This window comes from Halorubrum tibetense, from assembly GCF_042661865.1.
GTDB classification, from domain to species: domain Archaea; phylum Halobacteriota; class Halobacteria; order Halobacteriales; family Haloferacaceae; genus Halorubrum; species Halorubrum tibetense.
Genome location: NZ_JBHSWW010000020.1, coordinates 1 through 22,796 on the forward strand (window position 1 = coordinate 1; position 22,796 = coordinate 22,796).

The 22,796-nt window shown below is 65.7% G+C and carries 21 protein-coding genes; 5 read left to right on the top strand and 16 right to left on the bottom strand.

What is annotated here, in order from left to right; genetic code table 11:
• The 3 genes from ACFQEU_RS02855 to ACFQEU_RS02865 form a co-directional block, all read right to left on the bottom strand.
• Positions 1-366, bottom strand: a 366-nt coding sequence (locus tag ACFQEU_RS02855; protein ID WP_379779097.1) for an HD domain-containing protein, incomplete at its 3' end; no start/stop codon positions are given.
• Positions 363-1,064, bottom strand: a complete 702-nt coding sequence (locus tag ACFQEU_RS02860) for a phosphoribosyltransferase (protein WP_379779099.1) — start codon at positions 1,062-1,064, stop codon at positions 363-365. The genes ACFQEU_RS02860 and ACFQEU_RS02855, both read right to left, overlap by 4 nt.
• A gap of 97 nt (positions 1,065-1,161) precedes the next feature.
• Positions 1,162-2,049, bottom strand: coding sequence for a DUF6663 family protein (locus ACFQEU_RS02865; RefSeq protein WP_379779101.1), 888 nt, complete (start codon positions 2,047-2,049; stop codon positions 1,162-1,164).
• 122 nt (positions 2,050-2,171) lie between these two features.
• Between ACFQEU_RS02865 and ACFQEU_RS02870 the strand changes: the two genes are divergently transcribed.
• On the top strand, positions 2,172-2,792 hold the full coding sequence (locus tag ACFQEU_RS02870) for a methyltransferase domain-containing protein (protein ID WP_379779103.1): 621 nt from the start codon (positions 2,172-2,174) through the stop codon (positions 2,790-2,792).
• 25 nt (positions 2,793-2,817) lie between these two features.
• Here ACFQEU_RS02870 and ACFQEU_RS02875 read toward each other — a convergent pair whose 3' ends face one another.
• The 4 genes from ACFQEU_RS02875 to ACFQEU_RS02890 form a co-directional block, all read right to left on the bottom strand.
• Positions 2,818-3,306: a type IV pilin N-terminal domain-containing protein gene (locus tag ACFQEU_RS02875; protein WP_379779105.1), complete on the bottom strand. Its 489-nt coding sequence runs from the start codon at positions 3,304-3,306 to the stop codon at positions 2,818-2,820.
• 82 nt (positions 3,307-3,388) lie between these two features.
• The gene (locus ACFQEU_RS02880; RefSeq protein ID WP_379779107.1) at positions 3,389-4,765 is read right to left on the bottom strand and encodes a DUF7094 domain-containing protein; all 1,377 of its coding nucleotides are present in this window, start codon (positions 4,763-4,765) and stop codon (positions 3,389-3,391) included.
• A gap of 68 nt (positions 4,766-4,833) precedes the next feature.
• Positions 4,834-5,364: a DUF5817 domain-containing protein gene (locus tag ACFQEU_RS02885; RefSeq protein ID WP_379779109.1), complete on the bottom strand. Its 531-nt coding sequence runs from the start codon at positions 5,362-5,364 to the stop codon at positions 4,834-4,836.
• Between the two features lie 62 nt (positions 5,365-5,426).
• Complete coding sequence (locus tag ACFQEU_RS02890; protein WP_379779111.1) at positions 5,427-6,725, bottom strand: helix-turn-helix transcriptional regulator; 1,299 nt, start codon at positions 6,723-6,725, stop codon at positions 5,427-5,429.
• 191 nt (positions 6,726-6,916) lie between these two features.
• On the opposite strand from ACFQEU_RS02890, the gene ACFQEU_RS02895 reads away from it, so the two are divergent.
• Together ACFQEU_RS02895 and ACFQEU_RS02900 are read left to right on the top strand one after the other, a co-directional pair.
• A complete protein-coding gene (locus tag ACFQEU_RS02895; RefSeq protein ID WP_379779113.1) occupies positions 6,917-7,954 on the top strand; it encodes a DUF7490 domain-containing protein in 1,038 nt (345 codons plus the stop codon).
• Entirely contained in the window at positions 7,951-8,412 is a 462-nt protein-coding gene (locus tag ACFQEU_RS02900) for a hypothetical protein (RefSeq protein WP_379779115.1), read from the top strand. Before ACFQEU_RS02895 ends, ACFQEU_RS02900 begins: the two co-directional genes overlap by 4 nt.
• A 40-nt stretch (positions 8,413-8,452) precedes the next feature.
• Here ACFQEU_RS02900 and ACFQEU_RS02905 read toward each other — a convergent pair whose 3' ends face one another.
• Together ACFQEU_RS02905 and ACFQEU_RS02910 are read right to left on the bottom strand one after the other, a co-directional pair.
• The gene (locus ACFQEU_RS02905) at positions 8,453-8,806 is read right to left on the bottom strand and encodes a hypothetical protein (RefSeq protein ID WP_379779117.1); all 354 of its coding nucleotides are present in this window, start codon (positions 8,804-8,806) and stop codon (positions 8,453-8,455) included.
• A 100-nt stretch (positions 8,807-8,906) separates the two neighbouring features.
• Positions 8,907-9,740, bottom strand: coding sequence for a ubiquinol-cytochrome c reductase iron-sulfur subunit (locus ACFQEU_RS02910; RefSeq protein WP_379779119.1), 834 nt, complete (start codon positions 9,738-9,740; stop codon positions 8,907-8,909).
• Between the two features lie 185 nt (positions 9,741-9,925).
• Here ACFQEU_RS02910 and ppc point away from each other — a divergent pair, with 185 nt between their 5' ends.
• Complete coding sequence (ppc, locus tag ACFQEU_RS02915) at positions 9,926-12,628, top strand: phosphoenolpyruvate carboxylase (RefSeq protein WP_379779121.1); 2,703 nt, start codon at positions 9,926-9,928, stop codon at positions 12,626-12,628.
• Positions 12,629-12,637: 9 nt separating this feature from the next.
• On the opposite strand, the gene gdhB is transcribed toward ppc, so the two are convergent.
• The 7 genes from gdhB to ACFQEU_RS02950 all read right to left on the bottom strand — a co-directional run bounded on the left by gdhB (position 12,638) and on the right by ACFQEU_RS02950 (position 22,159).
• Positions 12,638-13,963 (bottom strand): glutamate dehydrogenase GdhB, encoded by a 1,326-nt coding sequence (gene gdhB, locus ACFQEU_RS02920; protein ID WP_379779123.1) that lies wholly within the window; start codon positions 13,961-13,963, stop codon positions 12,638-12,640.
• 2 nt (positions 13,964-13,965) lie between these two features.
• Complete coding sequence (locus tag ACFQEU_RS02925; RefSeq protein WP_379779125.1) at positions 13,966-14,109, bottom strand: rubrerythrin-like domain-containing protein; 144 nt, start codon at positions 14,107-14,109, stop codon at positions 13,966-13,968.
• 233 nt (positions 14,110-14,342) lie between these two features.
• A complete protein-coding gene (locus ACFQEU_RS02930; protein ID WP_379779127.1) occupies positions 14,343-17,186 on the bottom strand; it encodes a bacterio-opsin activator domain-containing protein in 2,844 nt (947 codons plus the stop codon).
• A 304-nt stretch (positions 17,187-17,490) separates the two neighbouring features.
• Complete coding sequence (locus tag ACFQEU_RS02935) at positions 17,491-17,946, bottom strand: 30S ribosomal protein S19e (protein WP_379779129.1); 456 nt, start codon at positions 17,944-17,946, stop codon at positions 17,491-17,493.
• A 351-nt stretch (positions 17,947-18,297) separates the two neighbouring features.
• Positions 18,298-19,641, bottom strand: a complete 1,344-nt coding sequence (hmgB, locus tag ACFQEU_RS02940) for a hydroxymethylglutaryl-CoA synthase (RefSeq protein WP_379779131.1) — start codon at positions 19,639-19,641, stop codon at positions 18,298-18,300.
• 68 nt (positions 19,642-19,709) lie between these two features.
• Positions 19,710-21,776: a hypothetical protein gene (locus ACFQEU_RS02945; RefSeq protein WP_379779133.1), complete on the bottom strand. Its 2,067-nt coding sequence runs from the start codon at positions 21,774-21,776 to the stop codon at positions 19,710-19,712.
• 185 nt (positions 21,777-21,961) lie between these two features.
• On the bottom strand, positions 21,962-22,159 hold the full coding sequence (locus ACFQEU_RS02950; RefSeq protein WP_379779135.1) for a hypothetical protein: 198 nt from the start codon (positions 22,157-22,159) through the stop codon (positions 21,962-21,964).
• Between the two features lie 233 nt (positions 22,160-22,392).
• Here ACFQEU_RS02950 and ACFQEU_RS02955 point away from each other — a divergent pair, with 233 nt between their 5' ends.
• Positions 22,393-22,713 carry a MarR family transcriptional regulator gene (locus ACFQEU_RS02955; RefSeq protein ID WP_379779137.1) on the top strand — a complete coding sequence of 107 codons (321 nt, stop codon included), beginning with the start codon at positions 22,393-22,395 and terminating at the stop codon, positions 22,711-22,713.
• Positions 22,714-22,796 lie beyond the last annotated feature (83 nt).

Here is a 22,796-nt window from a genome sequence, read left to right on the forward strand (position 1 = left end):
CGTATCGGCACGGGTCGCCACGTCGCCGTTCTCCGCCTCGGCGACGTCGTGGACGACCGCAAGCCGGAGCGCACGGTCGAGGTCGACCCCGCCGAGCTCCGCGGCGAACCGGTCACCGAGTGCCAACACCAGATACGCGACCCCCCACGTGTGTCCGGCGACCGACTCCGGGTCGTCGACGCCGCGGAGCTGCCAGCCCGTACGCCGCTCGTCTTTCAGCGCGTAGGCGTCGAGGATCGCGTCGATGGCGTCGTCGAGCTCCGTGTCGGGCTCAGCGTCGGCGTCGTCACGCTCCCCATCCGGTTCCGCGTCGACGTCGTGTGCCGCGCCTCCTTCCCTGTCCGTCTCTGGACGATCGCGGGTCACTCCGCGTCGAGGAGGGCCCACTCGTCGAGGCCGGTCCGTTCGATAACCTCGCGGCGGACCATCTCGTCGAGCACCTCGTCGAGCCGACCGGGCTGGGCGACCTCCATCTCGATCCGCCCGATGCCGTGGTACTCCTCGAGGTAATGGCGGATCTCGTCGCGGCCGAACGTCTCCTCGTCGGCACGCTCCATCGCTCCCTCGGTGAGGTCTATCATGTCCTCGATGAAGTTCCAGGGGTAGACGACCCACGTCCAGCGCTCCAGCCGCTCGCCGACGAAGTCGGGCTCGAACTCGGAGGTGCCGAGCAGCTGGAGGGTCGCGGTTCTGACCTCCGCCGCGTCACGCTCCTCGACGTACTCCTCGGCGCGGCGGATCGACCCGCCGGTGTCGGCGATGTCGTCGATGATCAGGACGTCTTTCCCCTCCACGCTCCCCTCCGGCATCGGGTAGCGGATCTGGGGCTCCTCCGCCTTCTCAGCGGTGCCGACGTAGTGTTCCATCTTGAGGCTCGTGAGGTCATCGAGCCCGAGGAAGTCACAGGTACACCGCCCCGCGAACCAGCCGCCACGGGCTAACGCGACGACGACGTCCGGCTCGAAGTCGTCGCGTTTCACCCCGTTCGAGACGTTGCGGCAGAGCCCGTAGATGTACTCCCAGTTGGTGACGGTGCAGTCGAAGTCGTCCGGGAGGTCGCTCATACGTGCTGAGGTGGCGCGCCCGCGCTGATAAGGGTTTAGCAACGACGATGAGCGGTCAGAACCGACCCCTGGCTCGGATCGGCCGTCCGCAGGCGGTTTACAGCCTGTCGGTGATGTCGAACGAGTCGTCGTCGCCCCCACCGTCCTCGCCGGTGTCGCCCCCACCGTCCTCGCCGGTGTCGCCCTCGATCGGACCGCCCTCCATCGAACCCCCCTCCCACGCCGCACCGCTCTCGTCGAGTCCCGCGGCCAGTCCGGCGCCGAGGCCGTAGGTGTCGCGGACGGTCCGCGCGAGCACGCCGTCGCGCTCGAAGACGACGTAGACGGCGACGAACCGGTGGGCGGCCGGCCGCAACACGAACACCTCCCGCGGGTCGTCGTCCCCTCGGGTTTCGTTGACTCGCGCTATCAGCGGCTCTATCGGCAGTCGTGCCGTCTTCACCTCCGCGAACGTGTCGGTTCCGGGCCCGTCCGCGAACAGGTAGAGGGCACCGTTGGGGTCCCCGTCGGTCGATTTCGTCGTGATGGAGCCTATCGCTTCCCCCTCGGCGCGTATCCGTTGCCACGCCTCGACGGCGGCCTCGAACATCCCTTCGACGTCGTCGGCGAACCGGAACCGCGTCTCGCGCACCACGTCAAGCGCCGTGATCCGGGCGTCGCCGTCTTCCCATGCCAGCGTCGCATCGACGACGTTCCCCGGTTCGAGCGCGTCGATCCGGTCGGCCAGCTCCCCTTCGTACCCCGTCGCAGCCGCGTACAGCGGATCGTACGCCCCCTCGGCGTCGGGGTCACTCGGGTCGATGGGCGTCTCCGGCAGCTCGACCAGGACGAACTCCGCCGCTCCCGCCTCCCCGTTGTCCGTCGGTTCCGGCGTTTCATCGTCCGCCGTTCCCGCCGTTTCGTCGGGGGAGCCTCCGGGCGTCCCGTCGATCGGTCGCGGCCGGCGGTCGTGGACGCGGAACCGTCCGGTCGTCGTCGGATGCATACCAGCCGTTGGATCGGCCGTCGGATAAGCCGGTTGGTGACGCACCGATTCCGGGTCGATATCGTCGTATCGCGACGACGGATCCGTGTCGTTATGGAGGTGGCTACCGTACGTATCGGCAAATGGGGATCCTCGAGGACAAGTCGAACGCCAGACTGTTCTACAAGTACCTCTCGAAGGTGTACGACCGGATCAACCGGTTCAACTGGAACGAGGAGATGCGAGCGGAAGCGCTCTCGTGGTTGGAGTTCGGCGAGGACGACCGCGTGCTCGACGTGGGCTGTGGTACCGGGTTCGGTACCGAAGGGCTGCTCGAACACGCCGACGATGTCCACGGTCTCGACCAGAGTATCCACCAGATGGAGAAGGCGTTCGAGAAGTTCGGCAAACACGATCAGGTGAACTTCTACCGCGGCGACGCCGAACGTCTCCCGTTCGTCGACGACAGCTTCGACATCGTCTGGTCGTCCGGCTCCATCGAGTACTGGCCGAACCCCGTCGCGGGACTCGAAGAGCTGCGGCGCGTGGCGAAACCCGGCGGACAGGTGCTCGTCGTCGGGCCGGATTACCCCCACAACCGCGTCCTCCAGCGGGTCGCCGACGCGATCATGTTGTTCTACGACGCCGAGGAGGCGGACCGGATGTTCGAGGCAGCCGGCTACGAGTCGTTCGAACACCACATCCAGCGCGCCACCCCTCAGAGCCCACGGGCGATAACGACCGTCGCGCAGGTCCCCGACTGACGTCCTCCCCCCGTTCGGAACCGGCTCACCCCGGTTCGACGGTCGTCGCCATCGACGCGATCGGTTGTCCCCGAACCGAGAGTCGCACCTCGACGCGGTCGCCGGGCCTCGGTGTGGGGTCGTTCGTCCCCGCGATCCGGACGGACGCCTCGTCGCCGACGATCCACTCGTCCCCGCTCGCGGCGTTGAACGGTCCGGTTGGCCCCGGTCGGAACCCCGCGGCCGAGAAGAACGGGACTGACGGCTGACGTGCGAGCGAGTCCCCGTTCACCCACACGCGAACGGTCAGCTCTTGGACGTCTATCGGCTCCCCACCCTCGTGGAGCAGGACCAGCCGATCGCCCTCCGCCGACAGCGAGATCACTGCCGTCGGTGCCGGCTCGGTCGGCTCATCGAACGCCGCGGTCGCCACGCCGACCGCGAGCAGGACGGCGATCGCGACGAGGAGTACCCCTGCTAGCGTCGCGACTGCGCGCGTATCAGGCCCTGCTTTCCGCGAGGTTCGGATCGACACGGGGCGACTGGTGCGGCATCACCTAAAAGGGGTCACACGAGCGGAGCCGCTGCCCGCCGTCAGTGACTACGGCGGTTGTCAGTCAGGAGCCGCCGTCGTCGGTCAGTCGCGGCGTCTCGATCGGCTGTATCCCGTCGATCACCGCCACGCGCGGCTCGTCGATGACGGTGATACGATACGTCTCCGTCGGCGAAAGGGTTCGAACGACACCGTTGGCGTCGGTCGCCCCGATCGCCTCGCTATCCCCGCCGCCGACGCTCTTCGTCACGGTGACGCCGGAGACCGGATCGTCCGTCTCGTCGTCGCGGACGGTCACCGTCACCGGCCCGCCGGGGTAGCTCCGATTCACCGTGACGTTGAACCCGTCCTCCGTCGTTGAGACGGTATCTGCGTCGGGGAACCGATCGAGCCCGATCCGCTGGTGTTCCGCAAACACCTGTTCGGTCCCGCCGCTGACGAACGAGCGGAGGGTTCCGAACTCGTGTGGGACGGTGATCCGCTGGACCGAACCCGCCCCGAACGCATCAGGCTCGCGGAGCGCGGTCGTCTCCGGGTAGCTCGCGATCGCGGCGTCGATCGCCGCCTCGCTGGAGAGCGTGCCGCCGCCACGGTCCCACCGGTCGCGCCGGAACGCCTCGCGGACGTACTCGTCGTCGTCGACGGTCGCCAGCACGATGGCCTCTTGGCTCGACTCGACGTGGATCTGTGCGCCCGGCGTGTCACCGCGAACCGTTTCGAGCGCGCGGTCACGGACCGGTCCCTCGTACACCTGAAGCTGGACCTGTAGCTCGTCGAGGCGTCCCGGCGAGGAGAACCCGTCAGTCTCCTCGGCGACCTCGTCGAGGAGGTCCAGCCGGTGATCGTACTCCGCCGCGATCCCGGCGACACGGACCAGCTCGTCGAGCAGTTCACGGTCCGTGAGCTCCCCGTTCGCATGCGCGTTCATCGCCGCGGTCTGTCGGCTATCGAGGCTCACCTCGTCCTGTTCGACCTCGTTGATCGCGGCCAGTATCCGACGCTGCCGTTCCGCGTTGTCCTCGGCGGACTCGATCCGCTGGAGCGTCGTCTCCGTTCGAAGCGCGGCGTCGACCTCCCCGACCGAGAGACCGAGCGCGGTTCCGAGGTTCGCGTCACGCTGTGTGGCTCCCACGCGCGGCGTCGCGTCCGGCGGCGTCGACAACACGCGGAGGGTGAGGTTTCCCTCGTCGATCGATGCGGTCTCGACGGTGCCGTCGGTCGACTGGGCACCCGACGACCCCGTGGCTAGGCCGTCCGTGTTCGATTCGGCCATCGTCGGTCCGAGAACGGGTGATCCGCCGACGTCTATCGTGGCGGCTCGGGAGTCGTCGGGAGCGTCCGGGGCTTCGATGTCGGCTGCCGTCCCCGCCGGCGACGTCCCGCCGGCGATCGGCGCGACGAAAAGCAGGAGGGCGACGGCCAGCACCGGGAGGGCTCTCATCGTCGAAGCGTTCTCGGCCAGGGATAAAAAAGCCATCTCAACGGCCCGGCTTTGGGTCGGCAGATCGGTCAGAGCAGCCGATAGCGTCCACGGGACTCGGAGAGTTCCCCGCGACGGGTGAGCGCGTCGAGGATATCTCGGGTGGCGTCGGCCGGCACGCCGTGATCGGTCGCATACGCGACGACCGCCGTCTCGGTGGGCTCGTCCGACTCCCGAACCCCGTCTCGAACGATCTCCTCGCGCGAACGCGTGGACCCGCTACCCCCTCCGACCCGTGTGCCCGCCTCGAACACCTCGTCGGCGTCCAGCCCCGAGCGCTCCAGGTACTCTCGGTCGTCGATCCCGGCGTCCTCGACCGCACGCTCCAGCTCGGAGACGTGTTCGACGTCGGCGAACGCCTCGCTGTCGCCGTGCTTCTTCGCCAACAGCGCTGCACGGGCCTCGCGGGCGGCCGCGCGGTCGTCCGACTCGAAGAAGCGTTTCAGCTTCGCCGTTCGATGCGTCTTTCCACATCGCGAACACCGTGCGGACTCGCTCGTCTCCGGGTCGCGGAGCAGCCACAGGTTTCCACACTCGTTACAGCCGACGACCGCGTACATAGGTCACTGTTCGTCCGGACCGGTTTTGAACGCTGGCATCGCGGCCGCGGTTCCTCCCGTCGCTACGTCCCCTCGTCGTCGTTCTCGCCGTCGGGCAGGGAGATCAGGTTCTCGCGGCCGAGGCGGAGCTTCTCGACGCGACCCTCGTCGGCCATCGCCGAGAGCAGCTGTGAGACCTTCGCGTCCGACCAGCCCGTCTCGGCGACGATATCGGCCTGTCGCATCCGGCCGCCGTTGCGTTCGAGCAGCCGTTCCACTCGCTCCTCGTCCGAGAGCAACGAGAGGTCCTCCGCCGGCTCCTCGTCGTTCGTCCCGTCGTGATCGCCCTCCTCCGGATCGGAATGCGCCGCTCCGCCGGGCGTGCTCCCGTCCCGTCCGCCCTGGGTCGCCGCCGTCGACGGAGCCTCGCGTCGGTCCCCGTCGTCTTCGGCCGACTCGACGCGACGGTACCCCACGAGTCCGGCGGCGACGAGGAGCGCTCCGAGGACGATCGCGCCGGCCAGGAGCGTCCACGGTGGAGCCATGCCGTCGGTGCCGGTCCCGGTCGGCGAGTAGACGATGACGACTCGGTCATCTCCCTCGAACACGCGTGGCCCCTCGACGATAACGGCGTTCTCTTGGAGCGGCACCGCCGCACCGGGAGTCCCGGAGACGGTGTACCCCTCGGGCGTCATCAGTTCGATCCGCTGGTCGGCTTCGAGCGAGCGGAGCCACGTCCCGTCGTCCGGGGTCGTGAGCGCGTCTCCGAGCTGGAGGTTCTCGCCGTCCTCCTCGAGGAACTCGGTCCAAACGAAGGTGAGGCGCAGCTCGCCGACGGCGGCCGGTGGCTCCTCGTCCGTCTCGTCGTCGAGGTCCATCTCGGCCGCGTCCTCGATGACGACGACCTCACGATCGACGTCGGTGATCGTCATCCGTCGGTCGACGTTCCGACTCGCCTCCGCCGCGAACCCCTCGAACAGCGCGGGGTCGGGGCCCAGTTCGTCGTCGAGGAACCGCTCCCCGACGGTTTCGAACGGCACGGTCTGGTTGGCGTCGCTGAACTCGTATCTGACGGCCACCTCCCACGCGGCGTCACGGTCCGGCTGGAGGTCGATCCGCATTCGTGTCTCCGCGGCCGGTTCGAACGCCGTGTCGACCTGCGGCGACGGGTCGGGTCCCACGGACGGTCCGGATAGCGATGCCGTCCCGGACGAACCCGGTGCGGCGTCAGCTCCGTCCTCGGATGCGGGGACCGTCGGTGTCTGTATGGGTTCCGAGAGGCCACTGGAGGGGGCGTCTCCGGTAGCCGCAACTCCCGCGCCGGCGAGGAGAACGGCAGCGAGGAGGGCGGCGAGGAGCACGCGAATCGCGGGGTTCCGCATGTAGTTCGGGACCACTCGGCCCCTGGGCAAAACGCTTTCCATAGGCCGTTCGCTGCCGACCGTTCGGGTCCGTGGGCCTCTCTCCGGGTTGGATACGGCCGATCGCTGTGGAGTGTTCCGAGAATATTCGATCCCCCTCGCGAGGGCTGAGATGGACAAAACACTTACCACAGCCGTCTCGACGGCCGACTATGGACGCGCGAACGACCCTCCTGGCGCTCGGTGCTGCCGTGCTCGTCGTCGGCGCGGTCGGCGTCGTCGCGGCCCCGGACGCCATCGATGACCCCCGAAGCGGCGACACCGGCGAACCGCCCGGCCATATCGACCTCGCGGACGTCGTCATCGACCCCGCCGAGGTCAGCGGCGAGACCGCCACGCTCGATCTCGTCGTCGACCTCCGACACCGCGGTTCGACCGTCGAGAACGTCACCCTTCGCCACCGGGCACTCGACGCCGACTCCGGCCTGCTCGTCGACGAGACGACCGTCGATGTCGGCGACGTCGGCGACATCGATCGGGACGGCGAGGTGACGGCCAACGGAAGTCTCGACGTCGAACGCGCGGGCGGGTACCACCTCGAAACCGTCGTGTTCGTCGACGGCGAGCGAACGACGGAGCGGACGACCCGTATCGCCGGCGTCGAGGCACTCGTCCCCTCCTACGCGGATTCGTCCGTCGAGTTCGCCGACGGCAACGTCTGGCCCACGGTCGCGGTGTCGGTCGTGGACGCCGGGGCGGAAACCGCTACCCTCTCCGTGTCCACGTCGGTGACGAACCGTGGCGACGACCCGTCCGGCGACCTCGACCTCCGCGTCATGCTTCGGCAGGCCGACTCCAACGTCGTCGCCGCCGAGGCGAGCGAGACGGTCGGAACGGTTCGCCCCGGCCGCACCGACACCGTCACGACGACGCTCGACGTGCCGGACGGCTACAACTACTACGTCGACGCCGCGCTGTTCGACGACGACGTCCTGATCGACGAGACGCAAGCCGTCGCCAACCTCGACCCGCAGGAGACGATCGACGCGAACGAGACGGTCGAGGACGTCGAGTTCGCCGTCGAGGACTTTACGAGGACGGAGGCGACTGATGACGCCCTCGACGACGCCCCTGCCGACGAGGACGTCGAGGACGCGCCCGACGTGGGGGACGACGCGCCCGGATTCGGCGTCGTTGTCGCGGTCGCAGCGCTCCTCGCTGCGGCCCTGTTCGCACGGAGGGACCGATGACCGACGACCACACGCCCGACGACCACACGGCCACACCCGACGACCACACCAACACACACGCCATGGCTGATTCAACCGCGACGAACGACCCGACCACCACGGACGACTCGATCACCGCGAACGACTCAACAACCGAGGATCCGACCGATCGGGACGGCGGCTCCCGGTTCACCCGGCTCACGTCCGAGGACCTCCGCGGGATCCTCGATCGGCTGGCGCTCGCTGCGCTGGCGGTGCTCGCGCTGATCGCCGCGTGGAGCTTCTACGGCTACGCCGGAACCGCGATCCGGACGTGGCTCGACCCCGCGTACCAGCCGATCGCGTTGGCGGCGTTCAACCTCGCGATCCTGTTCGTCGCGCTCGCTGGTGTCGCCCATCAGCTCCAGCGGATTCGGGGAGGAGCCGCCGGCGAGCCGTCGAGCACTGCCGATACCGGAGACGGCGCTGCAGACGGCTAGGCGGGACCGGAATCGCCTCGTCAGCGAGGATGGACCGTGCTCACTCCTCCGGGAGGTCTCCCGTACTCCCCGGGATCTGCTCGACCTGCCCGGCGAGCGTCGCGGCGTCGCCCGCGACGGTCGACGGCTCCACTCCGGCCTCGTTCGCTACTAGTCGGACGTGTGCGGCGAGCAACGCAAGGGCACGCAACCCCTCCGACTCCGCGTCGCCGTCCGTCCGCTGGGCGAACGTCGTATCTACCTCGCCGTCGCGGACGACGCCGACGTGGACCGCTTCGATCCCGTCGCCGTCGAGCAGCTCGCGGGCGCGTGACAGCTCGGCTGCGAACGCGTCGTCCGTCGCCCGGTCGGCATCGTCTCCCGCCCGCCCGTTCTGGTCGTGACCGTCGCTCATACCGAAGCTCGGGGCGAGAGCGTGAAAAACGCGGCGTTGCGGCGGGTGGCAAAGAGCTGCTACCGCAGCGGGCGTCAAAAACGAACGTTGGGGGGCCGAGTCACTCCGGACGGGGGCGAGCGATGAACAGTGCCTCCTCCAGCGTGAACGGGTCGTACGTCGACTGGTGACAGACGCAGTACGCGCCGTCTTCCGCATTGTACCGTGCGGACTCCTCGAGCTCCTTGTAGCCGGGGATACAACAGAAGTGCGTACAGACGTTGAGATACGCCATGAACCCCTGATCCGTCGAGGCGGCGAGCCACTCGTCGTCCTGGGCGGCCTCCTCGATACGTTCCGAGCGGATCACGACCGCGTTCAGGCTGGCGTCAGCGTCCTCGGACCGCCAGGTCGTCGAGGCCGGTTTCCCGACCCCGTCGTTACCGACGTTGTTCCCCCAGGTGTCGTAGTCGTCGAAGTCGTCGATGTGGATCCGGTCGCCGGCGTCGTACGTCTCGTCCTGCCAGTCGTACGTCCCGGGGTTCGCACGGAAGATGTTGTCCGACTCGAAGTTCGGACGGACGTTCTCCTGTGACTCGATCCCACAGTACTGGAACCACTCGCCGGCGTAGGTTCGCCCGCCGCGTTCCTCGCGGGCGACTTCGATCTCGAATCCCTCGTCTTCTATCGTCTGGACCTCGGGCCAGATCCCCTCGATGAACCCGTCGTCGTCGACGCGGACGGGGATCTGCGGGAGTCCGCGCGGTGCCGGGCCGCCGGTGTGTTCGATCGTCATCGCGACGGTCTGTCCGCCGCCGACCCCGCCGGCGGTCGTCAGGGTGTTGACCGTCGCTGAACCCATCGCGCCGACCCCGGCGAGGGTCGCGCCGCCGACCACGCCCTTCACGAAACGGCGCCTGCCGGACTCGGTCGGGTACTTGTCGGACATGCTCATGATCGAACAGTCGGGGTGGACCAGTAAAAAGGGTGACGAACCGGCCGGTCGGCCGACCGCTCGCGGCCCCGGTCCGCCGGCCGAGTCCGTCCCGCCGCAGCCCCGGGATCTGCGTTTACTCGGTGTCGAGGCAAACGTTCGTCAAGGCGGCGGTTTTAACCGGAACCGGCCGAACTGTGCGTGGTATGGAGTTGCATAACCGAACGGTGCGGACGGACGTTCGTGAGCTCGGCGCGCTACTCGGGGACGTACTCGCCGCGCAGACGTCGACGGACGCCTACGAGACGGTCGAGGAGCTCCGAAACGCCGCGATCGCGTACCGACGCGGGGACGCGTCGAGCCGCGGCTCCCTCCACGAATCGGTCGACGGCCTCTCACCGACCCGAGAGGGGGTCGTCGCGCGGGCGTTCACCACGTATTTCGAGCTGATAAACCTCGCCGAGGAGCGCGAACGCGTTCGGGCCGTCCGGAACGCCGACGCCGACGGCGCGTTACACGACTCCTTCGAGGCGACGATCGAGGAGTTCGCGGAGGCGGGCGTCGAGGCCGACGAGATCGAGTCGCTGCTTTCCGACGTGCTCATCGAGCCGACGTTCACCGCACACCCCACGGAGGCGCGGCGGGCGACCGTGAAATCGAAGCTCCGATCCATCGCGAACCACCTCGAGGAGCTCGACGAGCGCGGCCTCACCGAGCGCGAGCGGAACGCCGTCTGGCGGGACGTCACCGCCGAGGTGACGAGCCTCTGGGGCACCCGGCAGGTACGACAGCGCCGGCCGGAGCCCGAAGACGAGGCACGGAACGTCCGGTGGTACCTCGAGAACACGCTGTTCGACGTCGTCGGCGACGCCTACGAGGAGTTCGAGCGGACGATCTCCGCGGAGTACGAGGACGTCGACTGTCCGAAGCTGTTCGAGTTCCGCTCGTGGGCGGGGTCCGACCGCGACGGCAACCCGTACGTGACGCCCGAGGTCACCGACGAGACGCTCGAGGGACAGCGCTCCGTCGCCCTCGAGAAGTACCGCGAGCAGTGTAAGCGGCTCTCGGCGGTGTTGAGTCAGGACGGCGATCGCTACGCCGTCGACGACGCGCTCGCGGCGTCGATCGCCGAAGACGCCGACCGCTTCCCCGCGGTCGCGGCGGAGGCCCGCGAACGGTATCCGGACGAGCCGTACCGACAGAAGCTGAAGCTGATGCGTGAACGCTTGGACCGTGTCGACGACGTGCGGCCCGGCGGCTACCCCGACGGGGACGCCTTCCTCGCCGACCTCGACGTCATCGCCGACTCGCTGTCGGCCGACCGGAACGACGTGGTTCGCGAGTCGTTCATCGATCCGCTTCGAAGACAGGTGGACACGTTCGGGTTCGTGCTCGCCTCCCTCGACCTCCGCGACCACCGCGAGAACCACACCGAGACCGTCGCCGAGGCGGTCGCGGTCGAGGGTATCGACTACCGTGCGATGGACGAGGCCGACCGCGCCGAGTTCCTCACCGAGGCCATCCTCCAGGACGAACCGGTCGTCGACACGGACGCGCCCGGAGACGTCTCCGACACCGCCGAGCGCGTGCTCGAGCGGTTCCGCGCGCTGTCCGACTGGCAGTCGGAGTACGGAACGCAAGCGATCGACACGTACTGTATCTCGATGACGGAGGAGCCGAGCCACGTCCTCGAGGTACTCTTTTTGGCCGACCAAGTGGGCGTCGTCACGCTCCCGGACCACTGCGGGATCGACGTCGTCCCCCTTCTGGAGACCGAGTCCGCGCTCAACGGCGCGGAGCGCATCCTCGGGACGCTCTTCGAGAACGAGGCGTACGGCGCGGCCTTGGAGGCGCGCGGCGAGGTACAAGAGGTGATGCTCGGCTACTCCGACTCGAACAAGGAGAACGGGTTCCTCGCCGCCAACTGGGACCTGTACAAGAACCAGCGTCGCCTCGCACAGTTCTGTCGCGAGGAGGAGGTCACGCTCCGGCTGTTCCACGGCCGCGGCGGGTCGATCTCCCGGGGCGGCGGCCCGATGAACGAGGCGCTGCTCGCGCTCCCCAACGAGACCGTCACCGGACAGGTGAAGTTCACGGAGCAGGGGGAGGCGATCGCCGAGAAGTACGCGAACCGCCGGATCGCCGAACGCGAGCTCGAACAGATGCTCGACGCGCAGATCCGCGCCCGCCACGAGGCGAACGCGGAGCCGACGGAAGACGCCCCCGAGGCGTGGGTCGAGGCGATGGAGACGATGGTTCCGGCCGCCAGAACGACGTACCGCGACCTCCTGAACGCGGACGGCTTCGTCTCATACTTCGGTCAGGCGACGCCCATCTCGGTCGTCGAGGACCTCAACCTCGGCTCCCGACCGGCCTCACGGTCCGGCGAGCGGACCGTCGAGGACCTCCGGGCCATTCCGTGGGTGTTCTCGTGGACGCAGACCCGGCTCATCCTCCCCGGCTGGTACGCGCTGGCGTCCGGTATCGACGCGTACCTCCATGAAGTCGGCGAAGCGGACGGGTTGGAGACCCTCCGGGAGATGTACGAGGAGTGGCCGTTCTTCCGGACCACGCTCGACAACGCGGGTCTCGCGCTCGCCCGCACCGAACCGGAGATCGCTTCGGAGTACGCCGACCTCGCGGACGACGAGCTCCGCGAGCGGTTCTTCCCCGACCTCGTCAGCGAGTACGAACGTGGTCGCGAGCTCGTCCTCTCGATCAGCGGTCGTGACGAGCTTATCCGACGCGAGTGGCTCTCGGAGAGCCTCGACCGCCGGAACCCGTACGTCGACCCCCTGAACCTGCTTCAGGCCGACCTCCTCGGCCGAACCCACCGGACCGACGAGGAGGAGCGCACCCTCCGGCTGACGGTGAACGGCATCGCCGCAGGCATGAAAAACACCGGATAGCCCGCCGTTCTACGGCCAGAGCCCCCGGGACTCGTGTGCGTCAGCGACGCGCGAGAGCGCGACGATGTACGCGGCGTTCCGCCACGTGACGTCCCGGCGTTCGTACTCCGTTCGGATGCCCTCCCACGCGGAGAGCATCTCGGCTTCGAGCTCGTCGTGGACCCGATCCAGTGACCACGCTCGTCGATTGATGTCCTGAAGCCACTCGAAGTAGGAGACGGTGACGCCGCCCGCGTTCGCGAGGATGTCGGGGATCACCGGGATCCCACGGTCCGCCAGTATCTCGTCCGCGGCGGTCGTCGTCGGTCCGTTCGCCCCCTCAACGATCAGGTCCGCAGCGATATCGTCGGCGTTGTCCGCGGTGAGGACGTTCCCGACCGCTGCCGGAACGAGGAGGTCGACGTCGAGCTCGAGCAGTTCGTCGTTCGTGAGCAGCGTCCCGATGTCCTGTCGGGTGACCGCTTCCGGCTCCTCGTCGTGGGACGGGATGTCGTGTGTGTCGAGCCCGTCGGGGTCGTACACCGCCCCGTTGACGTCGCTGACGGCAACGACCGTCGCGCCCCAGTCGTCGAGCAGGCGCGCGGCGTTCGCCGCAACGCTCCCGTAGCCTTGGACCGCTACCGCCGTTCCCGAGAGGTCGCGGTCGTAGTGGTCGACCACCTCGCGACAGACGATAGCGACGCTCCGGCCGGGGGCCCCTTCACGGCCCTTGCTTCCGCCGACGACGGGCGGTTTCCCGGTGACGACCCCTGGGATCGTCTCACCTTCCTGCATCGAGTACGCGTCCATCAACCACGCCATCGTCTGCGGGTCGGTCCCCATATCCGGCGCGGGAATGTCGCGCGTCGGCCCGATGACGTCGCGGATCTCCTGTGTGAACCGACGCGTAAGTCGTTCCTTCTCGTCGTCGCTCAGTGATTTCGGGTTCACCGCGACACCGCCTTTGGCCCCGCCGAACGGGAGATCCATCACCGCACACTTCCAGGTCATCCACATACCCAGCCCGACGCACTCGTTCCGGGTGACGTCCGGATGATATCGTAAGCCGCCCTTGTACGGGCCACGGACGCTATCGTGTTGTGCCCGGTAGCCGGTGAACACGTCGACGGACCCGTCATCGCGCTCGACAGGAACCGTCACTTCGTGGACCTTCTTCGGATGCTTCAGCCGCTCGACGACGTTCGGATCGATATCGAGATGGTCGGCAGCGTGGCTCAGCTGTCGCCGCGCGGTTTCCACTGCGGACTCCGGCTCGGTACCGGTATCGCCCGGATCGGACGCTTTTGTCTCTCCGTCCGTCGTCTCGGTCGTTTCGGTAGTGGGACCAGTAGCCATCGTTATTCGATCGGCATCCGCCGGTTCCGTATCTCACCACCACACGCCGGACACTTCCCTGGGTTGCCCTCGGCGGTCGTGATGGTGCCACACTGTAGGCATTCGTAGGATCTCACACCGTCGGCGTTTGGTTCGACGTCTCTCATGTATGTGTTCGGCTATCCGCGGGATCGACCCCTCGACACGTTCGAGGCCCGATGCGTCTCCCGCGGGACACCATTTCACCCAACGAGACACGTCCGGTAATGTTTGCTAGTTCAAATACGAACTTCAAGGAGATCTGGGGGTTCGTATTTCAACCCCGATCGCGTTAGGGATCGGGGGGCGGTACCGATGCGAGTGGGGTGCTCAGATCCACGGCGTAACTCGTGGGAGGACGTCACCCCTCGAACATCGCCGAGAACAGCTTCCGTTGAACCGCTCGTATGTGTTGATAGAACGCGGCAGGCGAGAACCCCAGCATCTCCGCGATCTCCTCGCCGGTGTGTTGCCGTGGTGACTCGAAGAACCCGCTGTAGTACGCGGTCTGGACCACCTCGAGCTGCCGGTGAGTAAGCGAGTCGATCACCGCCGCGTGGAGGTCACGTTCGTCGGTGCGTTGAACGGTCCGCTTCCGTCTGAGCGTCACCGACGGGAACGTCTGTCGAACCAGCTCGGAGACGGTTCTGACGTCCAACCCCTCCGGAACATCGATAGTGAGAACGGTTGCTTCCGCGTCGGCGGTCGCCTCGCGGAACACGACCCCGTGATCGGCGAGCTCCGGAGCCAGGAACGGCTCCGCGAGTTCGAGCTGGAGAACGCCGCCATCACGGTCCCCGCTGATCCGTTGTACGCCGTCCACCGCCGTCGACGCTGCGGCGATGTCGGCCACCTCGTCCACGTCCGCGTCCTCGACGGTAACGAACACGTAGCTCCCGTCGGTGGTCCGTTCCAGTCCTCCCTGATACGTGAGCGTACAGTCTGCCTCGCGAGCGAGCCGCGACAGGACGAACGTCGGATCGTCGATCTCGAACTCGGTCCGGGTCATCGATGTCGTCAACAGGGCGTTCTTCCGCTCGACCGCGCTGTGGGCGGACGCGATCGTCTCTCCCAGTTCGGCTAAGACCGTTCGTGTCGTCTCGTCGAACGCCTCTCTGGTCCCGGCGTACACCGTCAATACGCCGTACGAAAGGTCGTTGTAGACGAGCGGGACGCTAACGGCGGACATGAAATCACGTGCGAGCGCTTCTCGTCTCCAAGGGTCGTCCCGCAGTCCGGTCGCGACCGTCGGTTCGACCGTGACCGTCTCGGTGGTCGCGGCTCGCTCCGCGGGCTCGGTTCGGTCGGACCCGCTCGCGAACGTCAGCGCGTCCAAGTATCCCTGTTCGTCCCCGGCCCACGCTCGCGGCTCGATCGATCCGGTCACCGAGTCGACGGACCCTATCCACGCGAACCGGAACCGATCAGCGTCAGTGAGACGTTCACACACCGTGTGGTCGATCCCGTCCCGCGTCTCGGCACGGACGATCGCCTGGTCGATCGCTCGGATCGTCTCGTTGATACGGTTCAGTTCCGTCAGTCGCTTGTTCTGTCGCTGGAGCTGTCTGTCCTGCTGACGCAGCTGTGACTCCCGGCTGACACGGTCGAGCGCGGCTTCGGCGGTCGCGGCCAGCAGGTCCGCGAGCTCTCGGGTCACCTCGTCGAACACCCCGACCTCGGCGGATCCGATCACGAACACGCCGTGGTCTCCGAGCGGAATGTAGGTGACGCTCCGCAGTTCCGTTGCACGGTTGGCGAGCCGCTCGGATCGATGTACGTCGTCGAACAGGAGCGTCTCGTCTGCGAGGAAGCTGTGTCCGGGTAGCGTCTCGTCGTCCGCGTGAACCGTCGGAAGGGGGCCGTGGTGATCCGTGATCGCCGCCGACGCGGCGGCCGGCCGAAGCTCGTTCGTGTCGACGTCGAACAGGTACACCGCACTCGCCTCGAACCCCACCACGCTCGGAGTGTCTTCGAGGAGCTGTCGGGCGATCTCCTCGTGCGTCTCGGCGTACAGGAAGTCCCGAGCCATCTCTTGAAGGGTTGCGAGCGCCTCCTCGCGCTGTTTTCGCTTCGTGATGTCACGGCAGCTGTAGAGTATCGTCCCGTCCTGGATCGACACCTCGCGGACGTTGACGAGGAGCGTGTGCTCGCGCCCGGCTTTGTCCGGCACGGTACATTCGATGTTCTTCAGGACGCCGTCAGCCGCGAGCTCCTCCCTGTCGAACAGGTCCTCACCGAGGAGTTCGTCTATGGTCCCTTGGTCGTGGATCTCCTCGGCGGTGTATCCGAAAATGAAGTGGACGTTCGGACAGACGTACGTGTACTCGCCGCCCTCGTTCGTCATGAGGATCGTGTCGGTCATGTTGTCGAGGGTCACCCGATGGAGCTCTTCGGAGCGACGCAGGTCGCGCTCCAAACTGACCTGATCCGAGATATCGACCCCGTCGACCACGATCGAAACGAGCTCGCCCCGATCGTTTTCGACGGGACGAACGGACAGCTCGATCGTTCTCCCGTCCGGCTCGTCGTCCGGCGGGAGGAGTACCGCAGTGCCGGACCGGCCACGGAACGCGTTCTCGACGAGCCGTTTCACGTCGTTGCTCGTCGATCGAACGCCGCTCCACCAGGGAAGCGTCCAGAACGGTCGATCGAACAGCGTGTCGACGTCGGCGTCGATCGCCTCGCGTGCCGTCCGGTTCGCTCGCTGTAGCGCCCCCGTCGGATCGAGGACCCACGTCGCCGACTGCGTGTCGTGAAACACCGTGTCGAACTGTCGCGCTCGATCCCGCAGTCTCGACCGTGTTCGGGACGTCGCGAGCGCGCTTTCACTCCGTTCTACGAGGCGGCCGACCGTCTCGTCGACCGGCCGATCGATCACGACGTAGTCCGTGACGCCCTCCGTGATCGCCTCGCTGGCGACTGATTCGTCACCCTCCGCGGCACCGATGATCACCGGTAGCTCCGGTGTATCCGTTCGGATCTCTCGAAGGAGCTCGACACCGTTCCCTCCACGAATCGAATACGCAGCGATCACGATGTCCACCGGTCCCTCTTGGATGGCCTCCCGCGCCTCGTCTGCGGCTTCAACTCGTCGGATCGGCGTTTCGGCCTCTCGCTCGAGCGCTTCCTGCAGCCGATCGACCCACTCGGCCTCCCCGACGACGAGTGGAACCGACGCGTCGAGAGCCGATCCCGCTGCCCTCATCTCCCGACTCCCCCATGGTGTCCACTCCTTGCCAGCCGCGTATTCCCACTCCGCCGGTGATCGAGGCCTTGTCGCACGGATGTTCATTATTGAATCTAACAGATAAACCCGTTCCGTGATGGGACCTCGCCGCGGGCTGAGATCGTCGACCGCTCGTGACCGACTCAAATAATTTGATATTGCAATATACAATTTATTAGCGGTACAACGGCCGTAGCGATACCCATCGGTACGCCTTGGGGTTCCGCACTGCTGATCGGTAGCGCAGTGGCTCAGTCGAGCGAAAACCCGCGAGAAATGTCGTTTACGCGTAGCGTTCGAGTTCCGGACGGTCGAGATCCTCGAGGACCTCGCTCGCGACTTCCGAGAGGAACGCTTCACCCTCGTCGCTGACCCGGCGACCCTCGCCGGCGGCGGTCGTGACGAGTCCTTCCTCCTCGAGGGCCTGCAGCGACGCGCGGATGAGCTTCCGGGAGCCGCCGGCATGCCTACCGGGACGAACGATGTAGCGGTTCGAACCCCGCTTCTTCGAGCCGTACTCGGTTGCGAGTCGTTCGATGCCGACGGGCTCGTTCTGGGCGACCTTCCGGAGGAGGCTCGCCGAGCGAACGTACCAGAAGTCGTCCTGCTCCGGCGGCAGCTCCTTACCGGCGCCGGTTTTGGTGAACGCCACCCAGTCGGGCTCGTCGATCCGGTCCTCGAGTCGCGCCGCGACCGCCTCGATCAGGGCGTCGGCGGGCACGTCGTAGATGGTTACCATTGGAGATGAATTCACCCTAACGTCGTTTAAACCCATCGTCTTCGAGAAGCGTCGTGTGACGGGTTTTCACGGGAGAGCGGCGCGCTCACGCCCCACCACCTGTCGCTGGGAGCCCGCTACCCGCCGCGTGTGTCCCGGTACCCGTTCTTGTCCACCGCGATCGTCGCTTGTCCACTGTGATCGTCACTCGTCCACTGCGATCGTCACTCGGCACTGCGATCGTCACTCGGCACTGCGATCGTCACTCGGCACTGTGATCGTCACTCGGCCACTGTGATCGTCACTCGGCCACTGTGATCGTCACTCGGCCACCGTGATCGTCACTCGGCACTGCGATCGCCGCCGGCCGAGTTACTCGACGTACTCGTACTTCCGCTCGTTCATCCGGCCCCACCCGGTGAAAACGAACTCGCCGTCGGGCGCGGTGAACTCCTCGATCTCGCGGTCGAGGTCCTTGTCGTACTCGTGGACGTCGTGGACGTCCTCGTACTCGTCCCACGAGAGGTCGTACCGGGCGTCGAGCTGGTCGTCGATGTCGAGCGCCTCGATCTCCGCCCGCCACCCCTCCTGTAGCGTCTCGGCGTGGATCTCCGCCTGTGCGCCGGAGCCGTACGAGGCGACCAGTAGGGTCTCCCCGACGAACTCACCCTCGCGGTCGAGCGCGTCCCGAAGGGCGCTCGCACGGGCGATGTGAACCGAGCCGGTGTACCAATTGCCGACCTCCCGGGAGAGTCCGAGCGTCGGCTCGACGACCTCGTCGTACCACGCGCCGTACTCCTCGGTCGTCTTCAGCGCGTCCATGTACTCGCGGATCGCCTCCTCGTACGCCTCGCGGTCCTCGTACTCCTCCTCGCGAGGCTGGCGACCGATCGCGTCGGCCAGCGCGTCCTCGTGTTCGGTGTCGCGGATGACGTGTCGGTACGCGAGCAACGCCGCCTTCCGGACCATTCCCGGGAACGGGGTGTGGAACGGGGCGTACGCGAAGTCGTCGAGGTGGATCTTCCCCGACACCGACTCGTAGTCCTCCAACGCCTCGCGCATCCGCGAGAGGTACACCTGCATCGACCGCTTCCCGTCGACGCTGGGGAACTGCTGGTTCGGCTTGAGGAAGTCCGTCTCGTCCATCGAGCCGTACCCCTGATGCGTCGACAGCTCGACGAGATCGGGATCCTCGTCGATCAGCATCGCGACTGCGCCCGCGCCCTGGGTCGCCTCGCCGGGGTCGCCGCGGGCGTACAGCGCGGTGTCGGTCGCGATCACGAGCGCTGCGCGGTCGCGGTGTCGGCCCGCCTGGATCCAGTTGTACGCGTCGTCGACCGCTTGGGTGCCCGCGACGCAGGCGAACTTACGCTCGCCCTTGTTAGCGTGGCGGAAGTCGCCGTCGTACACCTTCTCCAGACAGCCCGCGATGTACGTCGAAACCGGTTTCGAGTGGTCGAACGCGGACTCGGTGGCGACGTCGATCCGGCCGATGTCAGCCGGTTCGAGCCCCTTGCGGTCCATCAGGCGCTTCGCGGCGTTCGCGCCCATCGTGACGATGTCCTCGTAGACGTCCGGGAACGAGGAGTTCTGGAGTCCCAACCCCTTCGTGTACTTCTCGGGGTCGTCACCCTTCTGCGGCGCGAACGTGTTCGGTAAGTCGAGCTTGAGCTTGCCGGATCGGATCTCGATGGCGTCGATCCCCACTGCGGTCATACACGGTCCTTCATGGACTGGGCTTATTGGTGTGTCGATGCCGGTTTCGTCGATCGTGGAATGATCGGTTATTGTTCCCTTATATCCGGTAGTAACAGTTTAACGTCTCCAGTATTCGTAAGATTGGACACGGTCGACTGATCGCTCAAGTCTCGACTGATCTCCTCAAGACGCTCTTCGTCAGTCTGTGAGAGGCCCTGATACGTGTTGGGATCCAAGAGATCGATCTCCTCGTTGTTCCTGACAAACTGCTGAGCCGCGCCGTTTGTGAGATCATAAGATTCTCCATCAATTGTCACGGTTCCCCCCTGCGTATCGCCGGATCTGAACGCAGTGACCTGGAAATCATATGTTTCCGTATTTCCGGATACGTCGAACGCCGCGTCGAGCTCGTCCTGCCCCCCGAACTCATCTTCAGCTTGGGCAAACACGCCAAAGGGAGTGGGTTCCTCAACCGTCACTGTCGTCGGTGACGATGCCACACCGTCGAATTCGGCGGTCACATCGTACTCACCGGCCTCAGTCTCCGTGAAGAGTCCCTCACTGTCAATCGTACCGCCCTCGGCGTCCCAGTCGAAGGCACCATCATCGTCCTCGATAACATTTCCGTCAGCGTCCAGCGCTTCCGCGCTGAAGTCAATATCATCGCCGGACGTGATCGTCTGATCCTCATCGGGATCGATCACGACTTCCTCAACCACGCGGTCTTTGATCGTTACTGTTGTCGAATCAATGTCATCACCAGATGCCGCAAACAACGTCACATTACCCTCTTCTGATCCGGTACTGACGTTGGTTGTGAAATTGCCCTCAACAGTCGTTGTGGACGTGTTGTTCTCACCTTGGAATGTCGCTATCGAAGAGTTCGTCGCAAAGTCTACGGTAGCGTTAGTCAGCGGTTCATTGTTGCTTTTTACAGTACCATTTATCTCCGTCTCACTGTCGATTGGTATTGTACCGGGGTTACCGCCATCCCACGAGACAGTATACGTCCGATTCGTTTCGCCACCCGATCCGGCGGAACTGACAGTGAAATCCACTGATTCGTAGTGTGGGTCCCCATCTTCACTACCGTTAATCGACGCGTTGTACGTCCCGGAGTCGCTCGTACTGAAGAAAGCCCTCCCTTCGTCATCTGTTAGCGCCTCAGTCTCATTTCCGTCAGGATCTCCGAAATAAACGCGCTCATCTGAAACCGGATTATTATACGTATCTCTCACTTCGACGCCGACATCAACCCCGCTGGGGACGTTTTCCGGACCAACCCGTACGACGTATTTCGCGTCAGCACTTTCGGAATCGTCGACGGCGACTTCGGCGAGCCGAAGTCGGAATTCACCTTCTTCATCAAACGAGATGGTTACGGTGTCTTCGTTGCCGTCAGCCTCGGCTTCTATTCCATCGGGCAGCCGATTATTCCACTGTTCTTCGACATTACTCGGACTGTCAGTCGCCGTTGGAAGGACGATATTCGTCTCGTCATCGACATTGATCGGAATCGTCCGTGTCCCCTGTGACGTTGCCCCCAGATCGACACTTCGCGGTTCCACCCCGCTCTCCGATAGCTCCCCTGTCAAGGCCGTCAGACTGATCCGATCGTCGCCGACGACCGTCTGGCCGGAGCGAAAGAGCGCGGCATCGTTCGGGAACTCCGCGGCGACGACCGAGTGTTCGTAGGTGAGTCTCGGTCCGTTTCTGAACTCGTTATACCCCGGTGTATACTGGATCGAACGAGTGTCGAATCGAAGATCCCTGTCACTCCAGAACTCTTTGACGTTGTCTGCGGCGTCGTCACCGATTTCGACGTTCCTGATCTCGAGGTCGGTTCGTTCTTCGGTCGTTCTAAGCTCACCCGTCGCTGCTGGAGGATTTAAAAAGAACGTCCGCTGTGGATACCGCGTTCCGAGTCGGATTCGTTGTGACTGCGCGGCTCCCGTCGATCCGGCTTGTAAGATTCCGTTCCGCAGGTCCTGGAAGTCACCCTCCACCTGCTGGCTGTGTTCGAACTCGATCTCGCTGTTCTCCGCTGGCACGAACTGCACCTGATAGACGGAGAGCGCGATGATCAGGAAGCCGAACAGGATCACCGTCCCGACCACGACCGACTGGCCCCGACGGTCGTGACTGAAGCCCATTGCCGACGTTCCGGCGCGGACACTTATAAATCTCCGCGACCGCGTCTCACGCACGATAACGGTCCATCGGTTCGATGCTGACTACCCCCGGTTCGACCCGACCACCCACCGGTTCGACCCCGAGTCACCTGCTGGCGCTCCGCCACCCGCTTGACGCGCGCAGTGTCGACCCGGCCCCACTCGCCTCAGTCGTCAGCCGTCCGCCGCGTCGTTACCGCCGCCGAGACAGCGGCGACGACCGCGCCGAACCCGCCGATCAGGACGGCCTGCGTCGAGTTGACGTCGAACAACACGGCCGAGAGGAGACTGATCGCCGCGAACGACACCACCACTGCTCCCAACACCGGCAGGAACGCACCACCCCCGCCGACTCCCTCGCTCATACGCCGTCCATCGGTCATGAGTATATAAATATCCGCGGAACCCCGTGGCGGCGTTCTCACTGCGGGTTCGACGAGTTTCTCCGATTCGACGGGATCCGGCAGTTGAGACTGGCCGTCTCAATGGATACGATCCTCGATCCGTTTCGAGACGTTGCACGAAGTACCCCTTTCAGTACTTTCGTCGTTTTCATACCTAACACTCATCACGGCCGACACCGTATCCCCGCTCAACGATGTCTATCGACCGGGATACGTTCGAGAAGACGAGCGAGGACGAGCTCGAGGAACTCTCCGTCCCGGACCAGGTCCTCGGATTTCTCGCCGCCAACGAGGACCGCGCGTTCAAGGCCCGCGAAATTGCCTCTCAGATCGGCGTCGACGAGGGCGCGGTCAGCACCGCGCTTTCAAGACTGAAGCGCCGTGACCTCGTCGAACACAAAGCGACGTACTGGGCGATAACCGACGACGCCGAGCGGCTTGACGGATACGATGGGTACGAGCGAGCGACCGCCCTGTTCAACCGGCGACTCGGTACAGAAAATGTACGTGTTTAGCCCGGGCTGATTTCGTCACTGTCTCGTAGATAGAGACACGCGGGGGACACATGGTCCGTCAGCAGGAATCGGGAATGCCTTCT

Excerpts from the sequence above, each read along its gene's own strand:
- ACFQEU_RS02860 (WP_379779099.1), bottom strand. The coding sequence starts at position 1,064 with ATGAGCGACCTCCCGGACGACTTCGACTGCACCGTCACCAACTGGGAG.
- ACFQEU_RS02865 (WP_379779101.1), bottom strand. The coding sequence starts at position 2,049 with ATGCATCCGACGACGACCGGACGGTTCCGCGTCCACGACCGCCGGCCG.
- ACFQEU_RS02870 (WP_379779103.1), top strand. The coding sequence starts at position 2,172 with ATGGGGATCCTCGAGGACAAGTCGAACGCCAGACTGTTCTACAAGTAC.
- ACFQEU_RS02880 (WP_379779107.1), bottom strand. The coding sequence starts at position 4,765 with ATGAGAGCCCTCCCGGTGCTGGCCGTCGCCCTCCTGCTTTTCGTCGCG.
- ACFQEU_RS02885 (WP_379779109.1), bottom strand. The coding sequence starts at position 5,364 with ATGTACGCGGTCGTCGGCTGTAACGAGTGTGGAAACCTGTGGCTGCTC.
- ACFQEU_RS02890 (WP_379779111.1), bottom strand. The coding sequence starts at position 6,725 with ATGCGGAACCCCGCGATTCGCGTGCTCCTCGCCGCCCTCCTCGCTGCC.
- ACFQEU_RS02895 (WP_379779113.1), top strand. The coding sequence starts at position 6,917 with ATGGACGCGCGAACGACCCTCCTGGCGCTCGGTGCTGCCGTGCTCGTC.
- ACFQEU_RS02900 (WP_379779115.1), top strand. The coding sequence starts at position 7,951 with ATGACCGACGACCACACGCCCGACGACCACACGGCCACACCCGACGAC.
- ACFQEU_RS02905 (WP_379779117.1), bottom strand. The coding sequence starts at position 8,806 with ATGAGCGACGGTCACGACCAGAACGGGCGGGCGGGAGACGATGCCGAC.
- ACFQEU_RS02910 (WP_379779119.1), bottom strand. The coding sequence starts at position 9,740 with ATGAGCATGTCCGACAAGTACCCGACCGAGTCCGGCAGGCGCCGTTTC.
- ppc (WP_379779121.1), top strand. The coding sequence starts at position 9,926 with ATGGAGTTGCATAACCGAACGGTGCGGACGGACGTTCGTGAGCTCGGC.
- gdhB (WP_379779123.1), bottom strand. The coding sequence starts at position 13,963 with ATGGCTACTGGTCCCACTACCGAAACGACCGAGACGACGGACGGAGAG.
- ACFQEU_RS02925 (WP_379779125.1), bottom strand. The coding sequence starts at position 14,109 with ATGAGAGACGTCGAACCAAACGCCGACGGTGTGAGATCCTACGAATGC.
- ACFQEU_RS02930 (WP_379779127.1), bottom strand. The coding sequence starts at position 17,186 with ATGAGGGCAGCGGGATCGGCTCTCGACGCGTCGGTTCCACTCGTCGTC.
- ACFQEU_RS02935 (WP_379779129.1), bottom strand. The coding sequence starts at position 17,946 with ATGGTAACCATCTACGACGTGCCCGCCGACGCCCTGATCGAGGCGGTC.
- hmgB (WP_379779131.1), bottom strand. The coding sequence starts at position 19,641 with ATGACCGCAGTGGGGATCGACGCCATCGAGATCCGATCCGGCAAGCTC.
- ACFQEU_RS02945 (WP_379779133.1), bottom strand. The coding sequence starts at position 21,776 with ATGGGCTTCAGTCACGACCGTCGGGGCCAGTCGGTCGTGGTCGGGACG.
- ACFQEU_RS02950 (WP_379779135.1), bottom strand. The coding sequence starts at position 22,159 with ATGAGCGAGGGAGTCGGCGGGGGTGGTGCGTTCCTGCCGGTGTTGGGA.
- ACFQEU_RS02955 (WP_379779137.1), top strand. The coding sequence starts at position 22,393 with ATGTCTATCGACCGGGATACGTTCGAGAAGACGAGCGAGGACGAGCTC.